This is a genomic window from Pseudomonas sp. LBUM1656, assembly GCF_059716065.1.
The window spans coordinates 836,276-856,673 of the sequence record NZ_CP166800.1 but is presented as its reverse complement, the minus strand read 5'-3'; the positions used below and the strand labels follow the sequence as shown (position 1 = coordinate 856,673).

The following is a 20,398-nucleotide window of genomic DNA, read 5'->3' as shown; positions in this document are numbered from 1 at the left end:
TGACTGAACCGATACTGCTTGGATGTCGGACAGTAGAACCGGCCGGATTAGAGGCTGCGGATTAGCTGCGCCAGGCCCTTGCCGATGGCGGTCGGTTCCGGGAGCGCGAAACGCTCGAGCAGGCGACTGTTGTTGGCGCGCGAATGGCGAATGTCGCCTTGACGTGGCGCGTGATGAATCACCTTCAACGGGCTACCGGTGACGGTACCCAATTCGGCAATCAGGTCGTTGAGGCTGGTGGAACGACTCAGGCCAACGTTCACCGCGCCGGGGCTCGGTTCGCTGACTTCCAGGGACTGAACGAGGATGCTCACCAGGTCCTGGACATAGACGAAGTCGCGGGTCTGCGCACCGTCACCGAAAATCGCCACCGACTGCTCCGCCATGGCCAGCTTGGTAAAAATGCTGATCACGCCGGAGTAAGGCGATGAAGGATCCTGGCGTGGGCCGAAGATGTTGAAGAACCGAAAGATCATCGGTTCCAGGCCATGTTCGCGGCGATAGAAATCCAGGTATTGCTCACTCGCCAGTTTGTCGCTGGCATACGGCGTGAGCGGGGATTTTGGCGTGTCTTCGTGAATCGCCGTGCCTTCGCCGTTGTTGCCGTAGATGGCCGCGCTGGAGGCGAACACCACGCGCTTGATCCCGGCCTTCACCATGCTTTCGCACACGTTGAGGGTGCCGACGAAGTTGCTTTGATGGGTGCTGACCGGATCATCCACCGACGCTTGCACCGAGGCCACCGCCGCCAGGTGAACAACAGCACCGCAATCGCGCATGGCCTGTGCCACCACGGCGCCGTCGGCGACATCACCGATGACCAGGCTCAGATTGGCATTATCCATCGGCAGATTGCTGACCTTGCCGGTCGACAAATTATCCAGCACGCGGACTTTGTAGCCTTTACCCAGCAAAGCTTCTACAAGGTGCGACCCGATGAAACCTGCACCGCCAGTCACCAATACTCGCTCAACAAACATGAAATCTCTCCCTGAACAGTAGAGCGGATACGAGTGGTTGAATTCCGCCGAGTTTGTGGCGCAAGGCCATCAAAACGCGGCCGATAATGGGAGATCAGATTGCCACTGTCAATACTTTGTCTAACTTATCGCCGAGCGGTATTTTACCCCGAAAAACGTCACTTATTTGACGACATTTATTAGCTACAGGCTGTCATGCAATTGCCATTTCAGGCCGTCAAACTACGTCTAGAACGGAACTTTCGCCTTTCCTTAAGCCCTCCTTATCATCGACGTCCAACCAGCTTTTCCCCACCGTAATGGCTCATCGACGGCATCCGGAAAATCCTCGGCAGCCTGCCCAGCGTCGCCACCGTCGAACATCACGACGAATCAAAAACACCCTTTGAGAAACAACTTGGATGGCACCCTGCATCGGACGATGACAGCCTGATCGAGGCGGATCGCTTCTTTATCAACCACTCGGATGGGGGCGTTGGGGGTGAGACTTTAGGAGCATCATTTCAAGCACACGATGAGGTCGGATGAACTGTAATCAACAGGGAGCGCTGCTCTAAGGAAGATAAATATGAACATCTGGATCACTGCCGCCCTTGCGGCCATGGTTTCCCTGTCTGTACACGCCGCGACCGAAGTCGCGCCCCGTGTCGAGCAAGTCCCTTACGACAAGGGCACCGATGCCGTCGAGATCAAACAGTCCATCCAGGGCCGGCTCACTGCGCAATACCGTGTGAGTGCGAGGGCAGGCCAGATGCTGACCGTCGACCTCAAGCCTTCCAACACGTCTGCCTACTTCAATATCACCGCCAACGGCGCGGACTATGCGCTGTTTAACGGCTCAATCATGGGCAACCATTTCATGGGGCCGTTGCCCGTCGACGGCGAATATACGGTTCAGGTGTACCTCATGCGCAATGCCGCACGGCGCAACGAGGTGGCGAACTACAACCTTTCCTTGAACCTCAGCCCCTCCGACACCTCGAACAGCACTCAGCCGTTTGACCAGACGCTTGAACTACAGGGCATCCGTTTTCATGTGACGGGGAAATGGGTCGACGGCAACCCTGCCGTGAGCATCTCGCCTCAAGGGCTGGAGATCGATAACGCAGAGATCACCCGGTCGCTGACCGGCAATATCGTCCGGGCGGAGGTGGCGGACCTTGATCGGGATGGCTCGCCGGAGATTTACGTCTTCGCCAGATCGCCCGGACGTGGAATGCCGGGGGAGTTGCTTGCCTATGCGGCCAATCGCAAGAAATCGCTGAGCGAGATTTATCTTCCGGTTGTTAGTGAGAATGCGAAAGCGGCGGAGGGGTATCAGGGCGAGGATGAGTTTGCGGTGGTTGAGGGTGTGTTGGTGCGGCGGTTTCCGGTGTATGAAAGTGCGGATGAGGGGGCTGGAAGGACGGGGAAGATGCGAGAGGTTCGGTATCGGTTGGTGGCTGGGGAGGCTGGGTGGGTTTTGCGGGGGGATGGGGTTGCGGAGTATTGAGATAAGCAGTTACTTGGCTTGTAGGAACGTAGTACTCGTCCTAGGAAACTTCCCGCAACTCGTGTCGGCTTTCATGAACTGGCGGAAGGTGTTTTGCATCGATAGCCTTCAGGTGTCGCTGCAAAAACAGCGAACGGCTTTGACAGGCTGAAGAACCGCAAGCTTTCACTCCTCCGGATAAAACGGCATCCTTTCACGTGTGCAGTTTCGTTTTGGTGGCTGTGCGTGGGGCACTTTCGGGTGCACTGGATGCTTGCGTTTCCGGTCTGTCAACCCGCGTACAGCCGCCACCCAATCCTGTTTGACAGCAGGGGACTGGCAGCTCCCAAACAACGCAAGGAGTTCCAGCATGAAAAAGATCACCCCAAATCCGCCCGAATCTGCGGCACATTCAGATGCAGACGCACCCGATTTAGGCCAACTTTCCAAAACCACCGAACGCATCATCAGCGCCCGCCTCCGCAACCCAAACCACCCCGACCCCATCAGCCACGTTTTCACCCTCCTCCCCGACGTCGACACACCCACCCTGCTCGCTCACGCCTGCGAAACCCTCGCCTCGCTCAACGTAATGACCACCGACCTGGCCTGCGAACTTGAAGGCTCGCGCCGCAACGTGGCATTGGCGATTCAGCAGTTGGCGTTGCTCGGCGAACTGTTGGTAAACCGAGCGCTGGACAACCTCGACCCGCCCGATGGCGTGGCCAAAGCTCCGTCCGCCAGCCACAACTGAGTGGTCGCGCTCTTTTACCTAATGGAGGTTTTGTCATGGATCGATACATGCCTGTCACCGGCATCGACTGCACCATCGCGTCGCTGCTGATCGACACTGAAGCACCGCTGGACGTATTGCACGAAACCGCGGCTTACCGCATCCGCACGGCGACTCAATTGCTGGAGAGCTTTGCTGTGAGCGAAGGTGTTCACAGTGAATTGGCGCGGGTGTTAGTGACTTCACTGCGCGATGGCTGCGATTTGATGGATGTGGTTGGGCGAAGATTGCAGGCGCAGGTTTCGTCGATGTAAATACCAAATCATCGAATTCGCCCATCAAAAAAAGGCACCTGACGAGAATATCGCAGGTGCCTTTTTGGGCTTGGGCTCAACAGAAGGTTTCATAAACTGTAACTTTCTGTCGACTCAATTGACTCCCCTTCCCTCGATCCGTCGCAAGAGCGAATTACAGAAATTTGATCAGGTAAAGATTTAACGCTCGCCATTCACTAAAGTGATTGCCTTCATTCACATCGATAAGCCACGACGCTCCGCTGGTCCCTCTAAAAAATCCTACCCAAACGTCAGCACAAATGGCGCCGCCGCTTCTTGAATGGCAGCAACAACATGAGGTGCACGTTCCCGATGCTCGGGATACCGCCCAAGCACCACTTCAAGTGCCGCAAGTAAGCTCTGAATACGTTCCTTGGGCTGGGCGATCTCACACGTTCGTGCAAACTCCAGCAACCCTTGGCGAGACGCAAACAATGACTTGTTGCCCGCCAAATCCAGCGCCAACACATCCTCCGGGATATAGGCCGTGGTGTTGACGATGTCGTAAGCGGGTGCCAGGCGTGCATCGCGTTGCGTAGGCTCGGAGTACAGCAAGCCAAAATTCTTCAGGTGAGCGTCACCGTTTCCGACGATGCAACTCAAGGCGATGCTATCGAACAGTTGATCAAGGGAAGATCGCAGATGCTTAGCGGGGCAGAAAAGCCGTACAGCCTTGGCGATTGCCGCGTAGCTTTTGCTGTACTTCTGATCGGCCGAAAGCCCCATCAACGCCGCCATGTCTTCGAAACCAATCGGGTCTTGCTGATCGTCTCGGTCAAAGCGCCGCATGACAAAAAGCTGCGCATTATCGGACAGGAAAAACTCCGGAACGGGAATGCCTGCTTCCTTGGCAATGGACATGCAAAGAAACTCGTTGATGGCCAGCCCCGGAAACTCCTCTCGACCACTTTTGATGATCAAGTCCGGGGTTTTCGAGGTGACCCGCGGCGAGGCAGTTTCCTGCCGTTCAGGCACTAACACTTTGGGTTGAACACCTGAAATGCCCGCCCGCAGGATGTAGCGATCGAGCAGATCAGAGAAGATATCTTCAGTACCGTCCCACGTCAGAATCTCTTCGAGCCTTTCGCCAGGAAACTGCTGTCCAGCAAGCAAGGAATCGACCGTTTCGGAGCGCACCAAAACACGACCAATGGGTGAACTGCTACCAGACAATGCCAACAGCAGCATTGGATCGACGTTAACGGTTTTAGCCAAGCGATTACGTATTTGCTCCAGGACATAACCTTCCGGCAGGTTCATCTGGAAAATCGGGTGCAGCTCTCGGCGACGAAACTCGTCAGGCCGTACAGGCATCGACAAGCTGATGGCCGTAGGGGGTAATGCGTCTTCGTCATAGCGAAACAGGAAATCCTCTGCGCTGGTCAGGATTCTGCCGCTACTCCCTTCTGGCGTACTGACTTTGAGCGACGTCATTTTCATTCGAACAGATCCCCAAGCTCTTCAAGTGTCGGCATAGCCGCTGGAATAACCGCTAACTCGCAATCCAGCGCAGCCAGAATCCGCGCATAGGCGATCATTCCTACAGAAAGTGTCCCCTTCTCTATGGCAATGACTTTGTATCGTGTCATCCCTGCGAGTTCGGCAACCTGAGCCTGAGTCAGGCCACGATTCATACGTTTTTCGCGTATCTGGTTGCCGAGACGGGAAATGAGCAGACTGTAATCCATGTGTAGTTACCGCAACATTGATAGAAAAATGTAACGCATACGGAACATTACAGCCAAATCAAATTTTGGTTTAATAGATCCGCCCCCTTGCCCGCCTCACCCCAATCCCCACCAATATCCCCAAAACAATCGCCCCCAACGGCACCGCGCCTACCCAAGTCATCGTCGGAAACACCAGCAAAATCTGCGAATCATTTCCACCCAGCATCATCGATGCACCAATCCCCATCATCACCCCCGCCAGTAAATGCTTCACCGCTGCCCTCCATTCAAACCGCTGATAGCTGAAAGTCCGTCGATGCAGCGTGTAACTGAGCATTCCCGCCAACAGCATGACGAACACCGCCACGCGCTGGCTGGTCAGCGAGTTGTCGCCCGAGGACCAGAACATTTGCGATAGGTTGTAAAAGAACACGCTCGGGGTCCACAGCGGTTCGAAGGTGTAGAGGGCGCTGGTCAAGGCGCCCAGGAGCATGCTGGACAGCACCAGGTGTTTGTCGCCGTGAACACGGATCAGGAAGAGTATTGCCGCCAGCAAGATGCCGATGGTCAGCCAGTATTGGTGGCTGGAGATCGTCGGCATTTGCAGGGTTTTGTGTTCGGTCAGCATGTTCAGGTGATACCAGAGGACGATCCCCACCACCCAGCCAATAATCGTGAAGGCTTTGCTGAGGTTGCCGCTGGCGAGTTTGGTGAGGGTGCCGACGCTGCAACCGTCGTTGAGCACCGAGGCGATGCCGAACAGCAACCCGCCTCCGACCAGCGACAAGTAGCCGACTTTGGGAATGAACAACGGCTGACTGACATCAAACAGACTATAGAACGGTGCCAGTAACAGGCCGAACAGACCGCAAGAGATGAGCGAAACAAACAGCGTCGGCCGGCGCCTGAGCAACAACCCGGTGGCATTGACCAGGCACATGCCCATCCGCTGGGATACCCAACCGATGAGGAAGGCCAGGAGCAGCGAAATCAGCAGTGAAAGCACAGGCCTCCTTGTTTCCAGCCCCAGACATTGAACATGTTCCTGAAGGATAGATCAGCCGCAGCCCAAACTTCGGGTGAACCCGCGAAGGCCTTCTACACTAAAACCGCAAACGCCCCAACACACTCACTCAAAGAGCTCCCATGACCACCCTCAAAGACCGCTTGAAGCAAGGCAAGGATGCTCGCAAGAACTGCCCCCGCAATGCTCAAGCCTCAACGGGGAAAATAACCCGCGACCCGCTCCCGCTGATCAAAGCGTCCAGTAGAGACCGCATCAAATCCCTGGTCGAATTACGCTACGGTCGGATGCTCGATTCCCCCTTCACTTTCTATCGCGGCAACGCGCTGTTGCAGGCCCACGATCTGGCCACCACGCCAACCATGGGACTGACATCGCCCATCTGCGGCGATTGCCACCTGATGAACTTCGGCGGTTTCGCCACGCCCGAACGCAATCTGTTGTTCGGCGTCCACGACTTCGATGAGGTCCATCCCGGCCCTTGGGAGTGGGACGTTAAACGGCTGGTGACGAGTGTCGTGGTGGCCGCCCGCGACTTGCGTCATAGCGAAACAGTCGAGGAAACGGTCTGCCGCGAAGCGGTCGGCGCCTACCGGGAAACCATGTTTGAGTGCGCCGAACAAAGCTCGCTGGAAACCTGGTACGAGTCCATCCGATACGACGACCTGCGCAAGCAGGCGAACAAAAAAACGTTGGAGCATATCGAACGCGCCATCGAAAAAGCCGAGGGCCGCTCCCACGCCGAACTGCTGCCGAAAATCAGCGAGCGTGACGCCCATGGCCGTCTGATCATTCGTGATGACCTGCCGGAAATTTTCCATCTGCACAAAAACACCACGCTGCTGGATGCCAGCGATGACTGGCTGCGCCTCTCGGATTGGCGGCCGATCTACGACGCCTTCATGCGCAAGTATCCCGGCACGCTGCAAGCTGACCGACGAGCGTTGTTTTCACGTTTTCATGTCCAGGACATGGCGTTCAAAGTCGTAGGTGTGGGCAGCGTCGGTACTCGGTGCCTGGTGGCTCTGCTGACCGATGATCAGGAGTTCCCGCTGTTTCTGCAGTTCAAGGAAGCACGCCGTTCAGTGCTGGCCAATTACGTGAAGACAAAATCAAAAGAGCGGCACAACGGTCAGCGGGTGGTCGATGGTCAACGGTTGATGCAGGCGGCCAGTGACCTGTTTCTCGGTTGGACCACCGGCCCCAGCGGTCGACACTTCTATGTGCGGCAGTTGCGCGACATGAAAATCTCGGCCGAACTCGAGACGTTCGATGCGCAGACCTTCGCCGCTTATGGACGCGTCTGTGGTCGCGCCCTCGCCCGCGCACATGCCAAATCATCCGGGCAGGCCGCGCAGATCAGCGGCTACATCGGCAAAAGTGATGCGCTGGCCGACGCGCTGTTCAAGTATGCCAATAGCTATGCTGTACAGAATGAACGCGACTTCGAACGCTTCCAGCAGGCCTGCCACGAGGGACGGTTGCGGGCACGTTCGGAGGCAGACTTTGCGGCAGATCATTTGCCGTAAGCGCTAACCCGGGGATCTCCCTCCACATAAATTTTTCTTCACCCCGCCGGCCCTCTCCAACCGGTACAGTGCGCTCGCTCATTCAAGAAACTACGGTTTGCCCGCCCTCCCGCGGGCTTTTTTTTGCCTTTTGATTGATTAGCTGCGGGTTGGCATCCAAAACCCTGCGCCCTGATGCAAATCACACCCGGCCGCTTCATTGGGTGTAGCATGGATGTCTGTCCATCAGATATCAGTTAGCCATGTCCACGCTAAGCGAAGAGAGCCGCCAGATCGTAGCTTCTCTGGCGCACCGTGTTGGCCCCAATGCTGACATCGCAAGGATCGCCCAGGCGATCATTTCAACCTTGCAGGATATGGATGTAGCCCTCACGCCCATCATCGGCCCGCAGGGAGTTGCTGCGCTTTATCGCCGCAGCCTCCACCTGTGCGCCTCTACTCATCCGCGTTTAGCCGGCATCTATGACAAAGTGCCGGCCGGCATGGACCTGACTGCCCTCAAGTCCGTAATCGTTGAGCAAAACGACACCGATGCGCTGTTTTTTGGTGAAGTGTTGCTGACTACCTTTTACGAGCTGCTGACCACGCTCATCGGGCCCTCGCTTACCGAACGCTTGCTTCGTGGCATGTGGGAACCTTCTTTGAGCGACACCCCTTCGCAGGAAAATTCGCCATGAGCACCAAAGTGACTATCAACCGCCTGGCCACCGGCGTGCCAGGACTGGACGAGGTGCTGGGCGGGGGATTACCGGAGTTTTCGTTCAACCTGATCGCCGGCCCGCCTGGCTGTGGCAAGACCACCCTCGCGCATCAGATGATGTTCGCCCTGGCGACACCTGAACGCCCGGCGCTGTTTTTTACCGTGCTGGGAGAGCCGCCGCTGAAGATGCTGCGCTATCAACAGCAATTCGATTTTTTCGACAGCGAAGCGATCAACCATTCGATTCGCTACATCAACCTGGCCGACGACACCCTGGCGGGGAATCTGGACGAGGTGCTGCGGCGCATCGTCAGCGAGGTGGAAGCTCACTCACCGGGGCTGGTGTTTGTCGATTCGTTCCGCTCCGTGGTGCTGGCCAGCCAGACCCAGGACAACCCCAACAACAACCTGCCGCAATTCGTTCAGCAACTGGGCATGTTGATGACCACCTGGCAGGCGACGACCTTCCTGATTGGCGAATATTTCACCGAAACCGACACCAACCCGATTTTCACCGTGGCCGATGGCCTGATCTGGCTGCGCCAAAGCGTTCAGCGCAACTCCATGGTGCGCAAGATGGAAATCATGAAGATGCGCGGCCAGCCAACGCTGCCGGGGCTGCATACCTTCCGTATTGCGACGTCGGGGATCAAGGTCTTCGCACCGGCCTCCGCCAACCCGGTTGAAGCACCGCTGGAATTCCCGAGTAAACGCCTGAAAATGGGCGTGCCGCAGCTCGATGACATGCTCGGCGGCGGCCTGCCCCGGGGTTATTCCTTGCTGGTGGCCGGGCCGTCGGGCTCGGGCAAAAGCATTCTGGCGTCAACCTTCCTGGCCGAAGGCGCGCGCAATGGCGAAACCGGCGTGATCGCGGTGTTTGAACAACGGCCGAACCACTCCCAGAACTCCACTTTGGCGGGACTGATTCAAAGCGGACAAGTCGGCCTGGTGGACAGCCGTGCGCCGGACCTGTCCATCGACGAAATCGTGCATTTGCTGCTCAGCGAGATCAGCCGACTGAAAGCCACCCGTGTGGTGATCGATTCGTTGTCGGGTTTCGAACTGGCGCTGGCACCGACCTTCCGCGAAGACTTTCGTGAATCACTGTCGCGCATGGTCACGGCACTGACCAGCATTGGTGTCAGTGTGTTGCTGACTTCGGAACTGGAAGACCGCTACACCGACCTGCGCTTCAGCCCTTACGGCACGGCGTTTCTCACCGACGCAATCATCGTCCAGCGCTATATTGAAGTGCAGAGCCGCTTGTTGCGCATCATGGCGGTGGTCAAGGTTCGGGCCAGCGCCCACTCCGACGAATTGCGCCTGTACCGCATCGACAATAACGGCTTGCAAATCGGCGAAATGTTACCGGATCAGGAAGGATTACTGGGAGGCCGGCCAACCCGGCAGCTCACCAAGGACGAGGGGTAAAAAGGGACTATGACTGAGGCCAATGGCACGAACGCGCAAACGATGGCCTCGGCCGCTCGTGAGTTGTTCCTGATCGGCCAGAAAACCGTCGAAGCCCGTGCGGTGCTGGCGGCGCTGAAAAAAGAACTGAGCGATACCAATAACCAACTGGTGGACGCCCAGCAAATCGAGCAATTGGTCGAAGCCAATCAGCAATTGGTGCTGGCCATCCTGCTGGCACAATCGGATGCGGAAAAACCCCAGCGCTCGCAAGAAGAGCAGCGGCTGTTTCTGGAAATGCGCGAGGCCAACGCACAATTGGTGATCGCGGCCCTCAGCGCGCAAAACCTGCAAGCCTCGGCAGAACATATGCTGGCGCAGCAACGCAACCTCCTCACGCTGGTCGCCCATGAACTGCGCAACCCGCTGACCCCCATCAGCATGATCGCCGGCCGACTGGTGCGGGCGCCCAGTGAAGAGCTGCCGCGCATGCAGGCATTGATCGAGGGCCAGGTGCGGCACATGACGCGGCTGGTGGATGACTTGCTCGACGTGTCCCGCGCCAGCACCGGCAAGCTGCGCCTCGATTGCCGGATCGTCGACATGGTGCAGATTATCCATGAGGCCATCGAGGTGTGCCGCCCGGTGATGAACACCCGACAGCTGCATTTCACCACCGAACTGCCCGCATGCACACTGTCGGTGGACGGCGACCCGGTGCGGCTGACGCAGATTCTCGGCAACCTGCTGGGCAATGCAGCCAAATACACACCCTCGGGAGGCCACGTCACGCTGTCAGTCACGGCCAAGGACAACGTGCTGGAAATGAGCATTAGCGATGACGGCATCGGAATTTCCGCCCAGGCCCTGCCGTTTATCTTCGAGCCGTTTGTACAAGACGTTCACGCCGTCGGTTTCAACGGCGCAGGCCTGGGCATTGGCCTGACGGTGGTTCGCGAATTGGTTGAAGCCCATGGCGGCAAAGTGATCGGTAACAGCGACGGTGACGGCAAAGGCAGCACCTTTATCGTGACATTGCCGCTGGCGGTTTGAGTTTTTCCGTTGGCCACGTAATGCTTGCGCGACGATCCCCTCGAACCGGAGCGCCCTATGCCGCTGTTGTCCCTGCCCTGTAAACGCTTGACGCTGGCGGTGCTCGACCCTGAGCAGGCGGCGCTGGAAAGCGACTTCTACCGGCGCAACCATCGGCATCTCGCCCGGTGGTCGCCGATTCGCCCCACCGATTACCACAGCCCTGAAAACATCCGCCCGCGTCTTGAAGTGCAAGCCAGTGCGTTCCAGGCCGGCCTGGCGGTGCATTTCGCGCTGCTGGACCTGGACAACGGCCAGATGATCGGCGCCTGCAACTTCAGCGGCATCACTCGCGGGGCGTTTCAGGCGTGTTATCTCGGTTATCACATAGACGAGTCCCATCAGGGCCGGGGCTTGATGCAGGAAGCGCTGGAAGCAGCCATCGGCTACATGTTCGATGAGCAGAAACTGCACCGGATCATGGCCAATTACATCCCCGGCAATGAGCGCAGCGCACGGCTGCTGGAGCGTCTGGGATTTGAACGTGAGGGCTACGCCAAGGCTTACCTGAGCATTGCCGGGCGCTGGCAGGATCACGTGTTGACGGCGTTGATCAACGATCGCTTTGAAGCCCCGGAACAGCGTTGGTCCAGACCTCTCTCGTAATACTCGCAAGCCGTTCACAATTCGTTAAGCATTCGCCCCGTATGCTCGGGCTTCCCGGTCCACCTCCTCGGTAACCAGAAGCCTATGTCGCGTCCCGCCACTTCCCTGTTTCTGCTTGCCGCTGTGCTGTTTTTCTTTGCCTTGGGCAATCATCAACTGCAAGGTTCCACGGAGTCCCGGGTGGCCGGGATCGCCATGCAAATGCACCTGGACAACGACTGGGTGACGCCCCGTTTGTTCGGCGAACCGTTTCTGGAAAAACCGCCCTTGAGCTTGTGGCTCGATGCCGGCGCCATCCGCGCCTTTGGCGGCACGCCGTGGGCGGTGCGACTGGCCTCGGCGTTCGCCGGATTGTTCAGTGTGATGCTGTTGTACGCGATGCTGCGCCGGTTCGGCCGGCCCAAGGCGATTGCCTGGACGGCGGGGATCTTTCTGGCAACCATGGCCAGTTACTGGAGCAACGTGCGCGGCGTCGGTGAAGACGCGTTGCTCGCCCTCGGCGTGAGCATGGCGCTGCTGGCGTTCTTTCAGGGGCAGCGACAGTCGACGCTCGGCAACGCGTTGCTGTTTGCCTCGGGAATCGCCATCGCCACATTGAGCAAAGGCGTATTGGGCCTGGCGATGCCGGGCGTGGTGATTTTCGCCTATCTGCTGGCCCAGACCTTGATGGACAAGCGCCTGAAACTCTCGGACTGGCTACGCCCCGGTTTACTGACGCTTGCGGGATTGATCCCGCTGATGGTCTGGCTCGCCGTGCTGTATCAGCGCGGTGGCGCTCAGGCCGTGGGGGAAGTGCTGCTAACCAACAGCGTCGGACGCTTTAGCGGATCCTTTGTCGAGGCCGGGCACTACGAGCCGTTCCACTACTACCTGGCCAAGCTGCCCCAGGCGTTTCTGCCGTGGAATATCCTGGTGTACATGGGACTGTGGCATTTCCGAAAAAGCCTGATGGCCAATCGTTACTTGCTGTTTTTCACGCTGTGGATTGTGGCGCAGTTGGTGATGCTGACGTTGGCGTCGAGCAAGCGCACGGTGTATCTCATGTCGATGACGCCAGCGGCGGCGGTGATTGCTGCGGAGTATGCGAGCGTCCTGTTCGAGCGGCTCAAGGTACGCGAAGGGGCTTCGAACCTGTTGGGGCTCATCGCACGACATCGACGTGGCGTGGCCATTGGCGCCCTCGCGTTGGTAATCGGCATTTATCTGGCCGCCGCTCAATGGGCACTGCCCCATGCCGATCGTAAACTGTCGTTTCTGCCGTTGACCGCACAGATTCAGACGATGCAGGCCAACGGGCAACACGTCGCCCTGTTCCAGGCTAACGAACGGGTGGGCGGCGCCAGCGTGTTCTACACCCAGCGAGTGCTCAAGGGGTTGGACACCGAGGCGCAATTGCATGAATTTCTGACCGCCTCCCCTTCCAACGTGGCAGTCATGTCCGGTGAAACCGAACCGGCCGCGCCCTTGAAAGTGCTCAAGTCCATGAAGGTGGGACGTCAGGCTTACTACTTTGTAAACCAGTAAGCGGCTCAGCGGCCGGCCGTTCGGCCTTTTGCAGCACCGGCATCTCCAGGCGCGCTCGCCCGTAAAACGCCAACGCCGTCAGCAAACACGCCAGCCACACGAAGATCCCGGCCCAGAAGGTGTGGGACATGTAATGCCAGCCTTGCAGAACCCGCGTCGTGCCGTAGACGAAACCGAGCAGCAACGAGCCATACATCAGCGCTTTGGAATAACGCCAACGGTAACGGCGAGCCACGAAGTACAGCGCAAGCATGGTGAAACCACCGGAAGCATGACCGCCCGGCCAGCAACGGCCATCACCGGCTTCCTTGAAGAGCTGGAAGTTTTCGTACCATTCAATGTGCGGCATTTTCCCACCGTAGAGGGTCGTTTCAATCGGACAGTACACGCTGGTGTGCGCCTTGAGGAAATGGATCACGCCGGTGCAGATGGCAAACGCGAAGACCACAAACAGAAAATCCCGACGATGCTCATGGGCAAATCGCAGCACCGCCGCCGCTTTGCTGCGTTCGAGAAAGTGGCCGAGACGCGGAGACTTTTGCGTGTTAATCAGCGGCCAGACAAACGACAGCATCGCGCCGATCAAGGCAATCTCGGCCGTCCAGTTCGGAATGATGCGCGCCCACTTGTGAGTCAGCTTCTCGAAGAAGTGAACCTTGTCGAGCGGAAAGATCTGGGTGACGGGATCAAACAACAGATTACTGAAGGCGATGTCGATTCTGGTCATGTCGAACATCAGGAAAACCACGGCCGCGCAGAACAGCGGGATACCGAAATTCACCCAGTAAAACCGATGGCACGAAGACGTCAGCATGGTGTGTCCTGATCCAGAAGGAATACTCATTCGGAGGTCACCGAGCGCCAGTCGGAGGCTTCGATGAAACCGAGCATGCGCGGTGCTTTATGGGTTTTGGCGGAGATAAAAAGAGAAGCGCCGTAACCGAGCGTGGAGGTCGACACCTTGAGGTCTTTCTCAAGTTGCGCCATGCATTCGCTGTGGGTCACCAGAATCAGATTGCGACCGGCCACTTTGTGCGCCAGGGCATCACGCAGCATCGTGCCCCTGCAGCTGATCAGCCAGTCCTCGCCCACACCGACCTTGTTGAACATGTAGCTGGCCGTCTGTGACGTACGCATCATGGGGCTGTTGTAGATATCGGCCTTTTCCAGCCCCAATTGTTCGAACTGCGCACCGACACCCACCGCGACGCTGCGCGAGCGATCGGTAATCCCGTCGTTGCCGCTCAGGCACGCGGCTTTCGAGTGATCGCAACGCTCGACGTGGCGTACCAGCACGATCACATCGCCTTTGGCCCAACTCTTGGCCAATGCTCGTGCGCCGGCCACATTGCCATGCGCCAGGTCCGGCACTGCGGCCGGCTGCAACAGCCATACGGTCAATGGAATCACCAACAACGCCGAGGCCAGCACCACCGCGGTGTTTCGATAACGGACCAAAACGCTCAGATTGATCGAGCGTTTTATCCCGAACAGATTCAGTCTCAATTCCACATCAAACGGCCTCACCCGCATGCACCATTGTCATTCGATACCGCGAGGGTAGAGAGGCGCGCGTCGGCGGTCGGTGAAACCCATGTGAAAAAAAGCTTAAGCCTCCCACAAAAACCTTGTTACAGAATCTGTCCGACAAAATCCTTTCAGCTCTCGCGTTTGCTGCCGATACAGACCTGCTACACACCCTTGCTGGCTCCTAAAAACAACAATCTTCCAGCCAACCGACGATCGAAAGCGCAACGTTCCTGGAGGAATTTGATGAATAGCTGGTTCGGCAACATCAGCGTGAACATGAAGCTGGGCCTGGGGTTCGGCCTGGTCCTGGCACTTACCTGCGTACTGGCCCTGACCGGCTGGACGAGCCTGGGCGGGTTGATTGACCGCAGTAACTGGATGAGCGACATCACCCAGCTCAACTCCGGCCTGACCAAGCTTCGTGTGGTTCGCCTGCAATACATGCTGACCAACGGCGATGAAACCGCCGCTCAGAACGTACAGACCACCCTAGATGCCTTCTCCGCTCAGCAACAATCGCTGTTGTCGAAGTTCAAGAGCCCGGAAAACCTCAAGCTGCTCAAGGAGCAAGGCACGTACATCGACGCCTACAAGACGTCGCTGAACAAAATGCGCAGCGCTTACCGCACTGGCAATAGCGCCCGCGACACCATGGCCGCCAATGCCGAAACGGCCAGCACGCTGATCGACGCCATCAGCGCCCGCGTGCAACAAATGCCCCTGAGCGATCAGCGTTTCGAACAATTCCAGGCTGTCACCGCCGCCAAGGAAGCGTTCATCCTGGCCCGCTACGAAGTGCGCGGCTACACCGCCACCACCAATGCCGAGACCGAGCAAAAAGCCGTCGTCCAACTGGATTCGACGATTGCCAGCCTGAAACCGCTCAACGCGCAGTTTGCCGAGACCCAGCAAGACGCCCTGCGTCAGCTGGAAACCGCGCTCGGTAACTACCGCAGTGCGTTGCTCGCCTATAAAGCGGCCAACACCGATGCTGTGCAGGCCCGCAAGGAAATGACCGACCAGGGCGCTGCCATCGTGACCCTGAGCGATCAGCTGTATCAGATCCAGCTCGATCGTCGTGACGTCGAAAGCGCCCAGGCGCGCACGCTGCAGCTGATCAGTACGTTGCTGGCGTTGTTGGTGGGCATCATTGCTGCCGTGATCATCACCCGTCAGATCACCGGCCCGTTGCGCGACACCCTGGCCGTGGTCGAACGCATCGCCAGCGGCGACCTGTCCCAGGACGTCAAAGTGACGCGCCGCGACGAACTCGGCGTATTGCAGCAAGGCATCGCCCGCATGGGCGTGACCCTGCGTGACTTGATCAGCGGCATCCGCGACGGTGTCACCCAGATCGCCAGCGCCGCTGAAGAATTGTCCGCCGTCACCGAGCAAACCAGCGCCGGCGTCAACAGCCAGAAGATCGAGACCGATCAAGTGGCCACTGCCATGCACGAGATGACCGCCACCGTGCAGGAAGTCGCGCGCAACGCCGAAGAAGCCTCCCAGGCTGCAGCCGCCGCTGACGGCGAAGCTCGCGAAGGCGACAAAGTGGTCAACGAAGCCATCGCCCAGATCGAGCGTCTGGCCAGCGAAGTGGCGCGCTCCACTGAAGCCATGAGCGTGCTGCAACAGGAAAGCGACAAGATCGGCAGCGTCATGGACGTGATCAAGGCCGTCGCCGAACAGACCAACCTGCTGGCCCTCAACGCCGCCATCGAAGCTGCGCGTGCCGGTGAAGCCGGTCGTGGTTTTGCCGTGGTTGCCGACGAAGTCCGCGGCCTGGCGCAGCGCACTCAGAAATCCACCGAAGAAATCGAAGGCCTGGTAGCCGGTCTGCAAAATGGCACTCAACAAGTGTCGGCCGTGATGAACAACAGCCGCGCCCTGACCGACAGCAGCGTCGCCCTGACCCGCAAGGCGGGCGTGTCGCTGGAAAACATCACCCGCACGGTGTCCAACATCCAGTCGATGAACCAGCAGATCGCCGCCGCTGCCGAGCAGCAAAGCGCCGTGGCCGAAGAGATCAGCCGCAGCATCATCAACGTGCGCGACGTGTCAGAGCAGACCGCCGCCGCCAGTGATGAAACCGCTGCGTCCAGTGTCGAGCTGGCGCGGTTGGGGGGGCAGTTGCAGCAGATGGTCAGCCATTTCCGAGTGTAACGCCGCGATCCTGACCCTCCGGTATCTTGCTGGAGGGTCAGGGGCTTACCGGCGAATTTCATTGCCATCACCCTTAAAAATCCTACAGCCTTCCCGCCCCTCTTCCCCTGCCCAGTGACGAAACTTCCAGCCTGCCCTGAATGGAAGAGCTGACAGCGTTCCCCCCTGCTAGTCCGTAATGTCGATATCTCCACATTGGAGGCTCATCGGCATGGACGACAATTTCGCAACCGATAACAAAGAAAATCCCCTGCTCGATATGTTGATCGGGGCCTTCGCTCCCGAGGGCGAATCGATAGCCTTTGAAAAACTCTTCAAAGAAAAGCTGAACATCACTTCCGTGTTCGACATCACGGGGATGACCGAAGCCGAGTTCAAGGACCGTTTAGCGACCGCGATCAATAGCGACGAAAAGCTCAAGGCACACGCCGAAAGCATCGACTCCGGTGCGCTCTACAAAGACGCCAGATGTTACGCCGCCCAGATCAGTCACCTTTACCGGGAGCAGCGGACATCGGACGGAACGGCACAGCACCACTGGCATCCCCCGGGCATTCGCGCCGTCGAGAAACAGGGCCCCACCTACACCCATCTGTTCAAAGAGAATTGGGACGACGCGTGCAAGAACGATTCGATCGCCGCCATCGATTCACCGGTCGCCTACCTCAGAGCGCTGTACCGGTTTGCGCTGCAACTGGAGTCCAGCGCCTCGTCAACAGAGGGAGAAAAAGACAACCGGATCACGCTGGATAAACGCCGTCCGGATCTCGCAGATCTGTCGATTGATCAGCAAAGCACCTTCACCGCGCAACCGATGCTCGGGATCGTCAATGCGATCCTGGGCCAGAATATTCAGGACGCGCTGAAGACCACCGACGACAGAGGCAGATCGATCTATGACGTTTTGGCGCAAAGGAATTACCCCTTTGCCCTTCCGTACGAGTTTTTCCATCATCAGTGCCTGCTGGGTCTGAGCGCGGACAAACCAACGCTCGGAGAGCTGAATTACCTCGTCAGCGAATACCTGCCTGTCACGAAAAACTACGGTTCTCGTTTCGGTACGGTGCAGAACGTCTCCTCGGCTCAAGCTCAGAGGCTGATGTCCGGGCTGGGCCCGCAACAACAGGCGCTGCTGAAAGAACTTCCTTGGGCTGAACAGATCCTGGCTGATACGGCATTCGCCAGACTGCCCTCCGGAGAGCAGAGCAAGAAAAAAGAAAATTACTGGATAAAGATCTACGGCACAGCATCAATTTCCGACCTGAAAAAAATACAAACTTTCCTTGAGCGAACCGAACTTAAGGCCGAACAACTGGAGGCCTTGCTGGCGCAAGGCAAGCACGCGCCCTATACCTCTGCGCATTACTTGTTGTCGGCACCTTACAACCAGCCCTACGGCGCTCGGTACGTAAACGGCCCTCTCGCCCCCCCTGAAAAAAGCATGACGCTGGACAGAGAGAAAAGCCCCGGGGCGATCGCTGATGCGACAGAGGACCAACTCGAACGCCTGCATCGAATGATTCGCCTCCAGCGTTGGCTCGACATTCCTTTCACAGAGCTGGACAGTCTGCTGTGCAGCGCATTTGAATTGAAGCGGCCGCGTAATGCCCAGATGCAGCTCGACTGCCATGCCATCCGTGCCCTTGGTGCTTATCGATACCTGAATCGCAAGTACTCAATCACCGCTGAAGAGTTTGGCGCGCTGCTGCACCAGGTATCACCCTGCGCGACCGGCGATAACATCACGCTGTTCGATAAGGTGTTCAATCAGGCCCGGGTATTTGACGCACCGCTGAAGCTCAATGGCCGTGTCTTTCGGGCGGAAAATTCGGACCCTGCCTCTCACACCATTCTCCAGCACCTGAGCATCAGCCTTGGCTTGCCTCTGACAGAGGACTCGCTATTGCAGGTCGTCAGAAATACGCAAAAACACATGGGTTCTCTCAAGTGTGATTTGCCCACGCTGTCGTCCATCTATCGCCAGGCGCGTATCGCGCGGATGTTCGGTCTCTCGATCAGCGACAGTTCGACGCTGGCCAATTTGCTGGGAGGGGAAAACATTTCCAGGTGCCTGGCAACGGGCAACGACGGCATGCGGACACTCAGAATAAGGGGCCAAAATGGAACGCAGTTTTTCGAGCTGATCGCACATTTTCTGCTTCCGGAACAGCACGGCCCGGGCAGCGCCACCCTCCTTGCGGGGTCAAGCCTGCAGACCAACACGTCATGGTTCGCAAACAGCACAACAGACAAAAGGATTGACCTGAGCTTTACCAAAGAATCAGGTGAGATGGATGAGCCGTCGATCTACATCAACCAGACACCAACCACTGGTTCGACAGGCATCACTTCGCTGGAGGGCCAGAACATCAAATGGAGTGGCGCTGGTTTCGATGAATTGACCCACCGGAAAAATCCGCGCCTGATACTGCAATCCATTTATCAGGGAGGGGGATTAACCTCGATTGGCACCTTGACTGGCCAGATAACTGAAGTGCTTTTGAGTCATGAAGCCCCCCAGGGCGTTTTTGCATTCGACCTCATCGACGTCCTGATGCAATTGGACTGGATAACCCGCTGGATCAAAGAGTCCGGCTACGACATCCCGATGCTGCAACGTGTCCTTGAATTGCAAACCAGTGCCGATTATCCGTTGGGGGATTTGCAGCAGTACCTCACTAAATTCATCGCCGACACCCACGCGAGTGTGGTCACCGCACAAGAGTGGGCGGCGCTGGCATTGCCGGGGAAAGTTGATTGGAGGGCGATGCTGGCGAATACCCTGTTAGATGACAAAGGGCTGGTAAAAAACTTCGCCCCCACGATCAAACACGATGTACCACAGACGTTGACCGCCGCACTGAACAGACTCGTCGATGACGACTCCATCAAACTGGACGACGATCACGGAAAAAACCGCAAGCTCAAAGACGAGAGCAAGCAGAAGCTCAAGAATTTTCTCTTGCTGGCCCATGATCGTCAGCAGCATTTGATCGAAGCGTTTTTGCAGGAAACATTCTTGCTGCCCATGAACTGTGCAAAAGACGTCGTGATATGGGCGAGCACTTCAGTCCATCAGATTCTCTGCGCAGCTCTGGTCTCTAAAGACTCACATGAGCTCGCGCGCACCTTGCATCCGCTTCTGCGCCACACCGAGGCCGCTGTCCGGTTGCAGTTGAGCAACAAGGCCCTGCGCGCACTTCTGAGCACTGCCCGCTGGCTGGACACGCCGGATGGACAACTGAGGCTCTCGTTCAAAACCTTGTACCTGTTCGATCGCTTCAACCACTTCATGAGCACTTATCAGCAGCCGGAAGAAAACCTGCTGAGCTACCTGGAGTTCGCCAATTTTTATGGCCGCGAGACAAGCGCTGTCAACGAGCGTCTGGCCCAACTCCTGAACTGGACAGCGGCAGAAGTCACCGTGCTTACCTCGCAGTTGCCGTTACGCATGGCCCAAACCATAAAGGACATCGATTGGGTCATGCGCTGTCACAGCGCCTGTAACGCCACCGGGCTGGGCACGAGTGCGTTACTCGGTGCTATTGCTCTCAACGACAACAGTTCGACAGCGCAATGGAAAACGGTCGGTGAAGCCATCATGGCGGCCAGTCACTAATCCCCATACATG

Annotated in this window: 17 protein-coding genes and 2 pseudogenes; 13 read left to right on the top strand and 6 right to left on the bottom strand. The window is 57.7% G+C overall.

All coding sequences use genetic code 11. From position 1 onward, the window contains the following. Positions 1–47 precede the first annotated feature (47 nt). Entirely contained in the window at positions 48–980 is a 933-nt protein-coding gene (locus ACA072_RS03680; RefSeq protein ID WP_497623229.1) for an NAD-dependent epimerase/dehydratase family protein, read from the bottom strand. 265 nt (positions 981–1,245) lie between these two features. Here ACA072_RS03680 and ACA072_RS03675 point away from each other — a divergent pair. The 4 genes and pseudogenes from ACA072_RS03675 to ACA072_RS03660 form a co-directional block, all read left to right on the top strand. Continuing rightward, positions 1,246–1,442: pseudogene (locus ACA072_RS03675) on the top strand (hydrolase); the annotation flags it as partial. A 106-nt stretch (positions 1,443–1,548) separates the two neighbouring features. After that, the gene (locus ACA072_RS03670) at positions 1,549–2,472 is read left to right on the top strand and encodes a hypothetical protein (RefSeq protein WP_497623227.1); all 924 of its coding nucleotides are present in this window, start codon (positions 1,549–1,551) and stop codon (positions 2,470–2,472) included. A 349-nt stretch (positions 2,473–2,821) separates the two neighbouring features. Next, positions 2,822–3,205 (top strand): DUF6124 family protein, encoded by a 384-nt coding sequence (locus ACA072_RS03665; protein WP_497623225.1) that lies wholly within the window; start codon positions 2,822–2,824, stop codon positions 3,203–3,205. A gap of 35 nt (positions 3,206–3,240) precedes the next feature. Next, positions 3,241–3,498 carry a hypothetical protein gene (locus ACA072_RS03660; RefSeq protein ID WP_208670081.1) on the top strand — a complete coding sequence of 86 codons (258 nt, stop codon included), beginning with the start codon at positions 3,241–3,243 and terminating at the stop codon, positions 3,496–3,498. Between the two features lie 261 nt (positions 3,499–3,759). Here the strand turns inward: ACA072_RS03660 and ACA072_RS03655 are convergent, their stop codons facing one another. The 3 genes from ACA072_RS03655 to ACA072_RS03645 form a co-directional block, all read right to left on the bottom strand. Then, on the bottom strand, positions 3,760–4,959 hold the full coding sequence (locus ACA072_RS03655; RefSeq protein ID WP_497623223.1) for a type II toxin-antitoxin system HipA family toxin: 1,200 nt from the start codon (positions 4,957–4,959) through the stop codon (positions 3,760–3,762). Next, a complete protein-coding gene (locus tag ACA072_RS03650; RefSeq protein ID WP_497623221.1) occupies positions 4,956–5,207 on the bottom strand; it encodes a helix-turn-helix transcriptional regulator in 252 nt (83 codons plus the stop codon). Before ACA072_RS03650 ends, ACA072_RS03655 begins: the two co-directional genes overlap by 4 nt. Positions 5,208–5,277: 70 nt before the next feature. After that, on the bottom strand, positions 5,278–6,195 hold the full coding sequence (locus ACA072_RS03645) for a YeeE/YedE thiosulfate transporter family protein (protein WP_497623219.1): 918 nt from the start codon (positions 6,193–6,195) through the stop codon (positions 5,278–5,280). A 140-nt stretch (positions 6,196–6,335) separates the two neighbouring features. Between ACA072_RS03645 and ACA072_RS03640 the strand changes: the two genes are divergently transcribed. The 6 genes from ACA072_RS03640 to ACA072_RS03615 all read left to right on the top strand — a co-directional run bounded on the left by ACA072_RS03640 (position 6,336) and on the right by ACA072_RS03615 (position 13,074). Continuing rightward, positions 6,336–7,742 carry a DUF2252 domain-containing protein gene (locus ACA072_RS03640; protein ID WP_497623217.1) on the top strand — a complete coding sequence of 469 codons (1,407 nt, stop codon included), beginning with the start codon at positions 6,336–6,338 and terminating at the stop codon, positions 7,740–7,742. 242 nt (positions 7,743–7,984) lie between these two features. Then, on the top strand, positions 7,985–8,419 hold the full coding sequence (locus ACA072_RS03635; protein ID WP_497623215.1) for a hypothetical protein: 435 nt from the start codon (positions 7,985–7,987) through the stop codon (positions 8,417–8,419). Next, complete coding sequence (locus ACA072_RS03630) at positions 8,416–9,873, top strand: ATPase domain-containing protein (RefSeq protein ID WP_497623213.1); 1,458 nt, start codon at positions 8,416–8,418, stop codon at positions 9,871–9,873. Before ACA072_RS03635 ends, ACA072_RS03630 begins: the two co-directional genes overlap by 4 nt. Positions 9,874–9,882: 9 nt before the next feature. After that, entirely contained in the window at positions 9,883–10,905 is a 1,023-nt protein-coding gene (locus tag ACA072_RS03625; RefSeq protein ID WP_497623211.1) for a sensor histidine kinase, read from the top strand. Positions 10,906–10,962: 57 nt separating this feature from the next. Then, positions 10,963–11,550 carry a ribosomal protein S5-alanine N-acetyltransferase gene (rimJ, locus tag ACA072_RS03620; RefSeq protein WP_497623209.1) on the top strand — a complete coding sequence of 196 codons (588 nt, stop codon included), beginning with the start codon at positions 10,963–10,965 and terminating at the stop codon, positions 11,548–11,550. An 84-nt stretch (positions 11,551–11,634) separates the two neighbouring features. Continuing rightward, entirely contained in the window at positions 11,635–13,074 is a 1,440-nt protein-coding gene (locus ACA072_RS03615; protein ID WP_497623207.1) for an ArnT family glycosyltransferase, read from the top strand. Here the strand turns inward: ACA072_RS03615 and ACA072_RS03610 are convergent. Both ACA072_RS03610 and pmrG read right to left on the bottom strand, forming a co-directional pair. Next, on the bottom strand, positions 13,025–13,888 hold the full coding sequence (locus ACA072_RS03610; RefSeq protein WP_497623205.1) for a phosphatase PAP2 family protein: 864 nt from the start codon (positions 13,886–13,888) through the stop codon (positions 13,025–13,027). The two genes, ACA072_RS03615 and ACA072_RS03610, sit on opposite strands and share 50 nt — an antisense overlap. Positions 13,889–13,914: 26 nt before the next feature. Further along, the gene (gene pmrG / locus ACA072_RS03605) at positions 13,915–14,586 is read right to left on the bottom strand and encodes a lipopolysaccharide core heptose(II)-phosphate phosphatase PmrG (protein WP_497623204.1); all 672 of its coding nucleotides are present in this window, start codon (positions 14,584–14,586) and stop codon (positions 13,915–13,917) included. Positions 14,587–14,847: 261 nt separating this feature from the next. On the opposite strand from pmrG, the pseudogene ACA072_RS03600 reads away from it, so the two are divergent. From ACA072_RS03600 to ACA072_RS03590, 3 genes and pseudogenes are all read left to right on the top strand, one after another. Continuing rightward, a pseudogene (locus ACA072_RS03600) lies at positions 14,848–15,861 on the top strand (methyl-accepting chemotaxis protein); the annotation flags it as partial. Between the two features lie 42 nt (positions 15,862–15,903). Next, the gene (locus tag ACA072_RS03595) at positions 15,904–16,767 is read left to right on the top strand and encodes a methyl-accepting chemotaxis protein (RefSeq protein ID WP_497618187.1); all 864 of its coding nucleotides are present in this window, start codon (positions 15,904–15,906) and stop codon (positions 16,765–16,767) included. Positions 16,768–16,978: 211 nt separating this feature from the next. Then, complete coding sequence (locus tag ACA072_RS03590) at positions 16,979–20,386, top strand: Tc toxin subunit A (RefSeq protein WP_497623201.1); 3,408 nt, start codon at positions 16,979–16,981, stop codon at positions 20,384–20,386. The last annotated feature ends 12 nt before the right edge of the window (positions 20,387–20,398 follow it).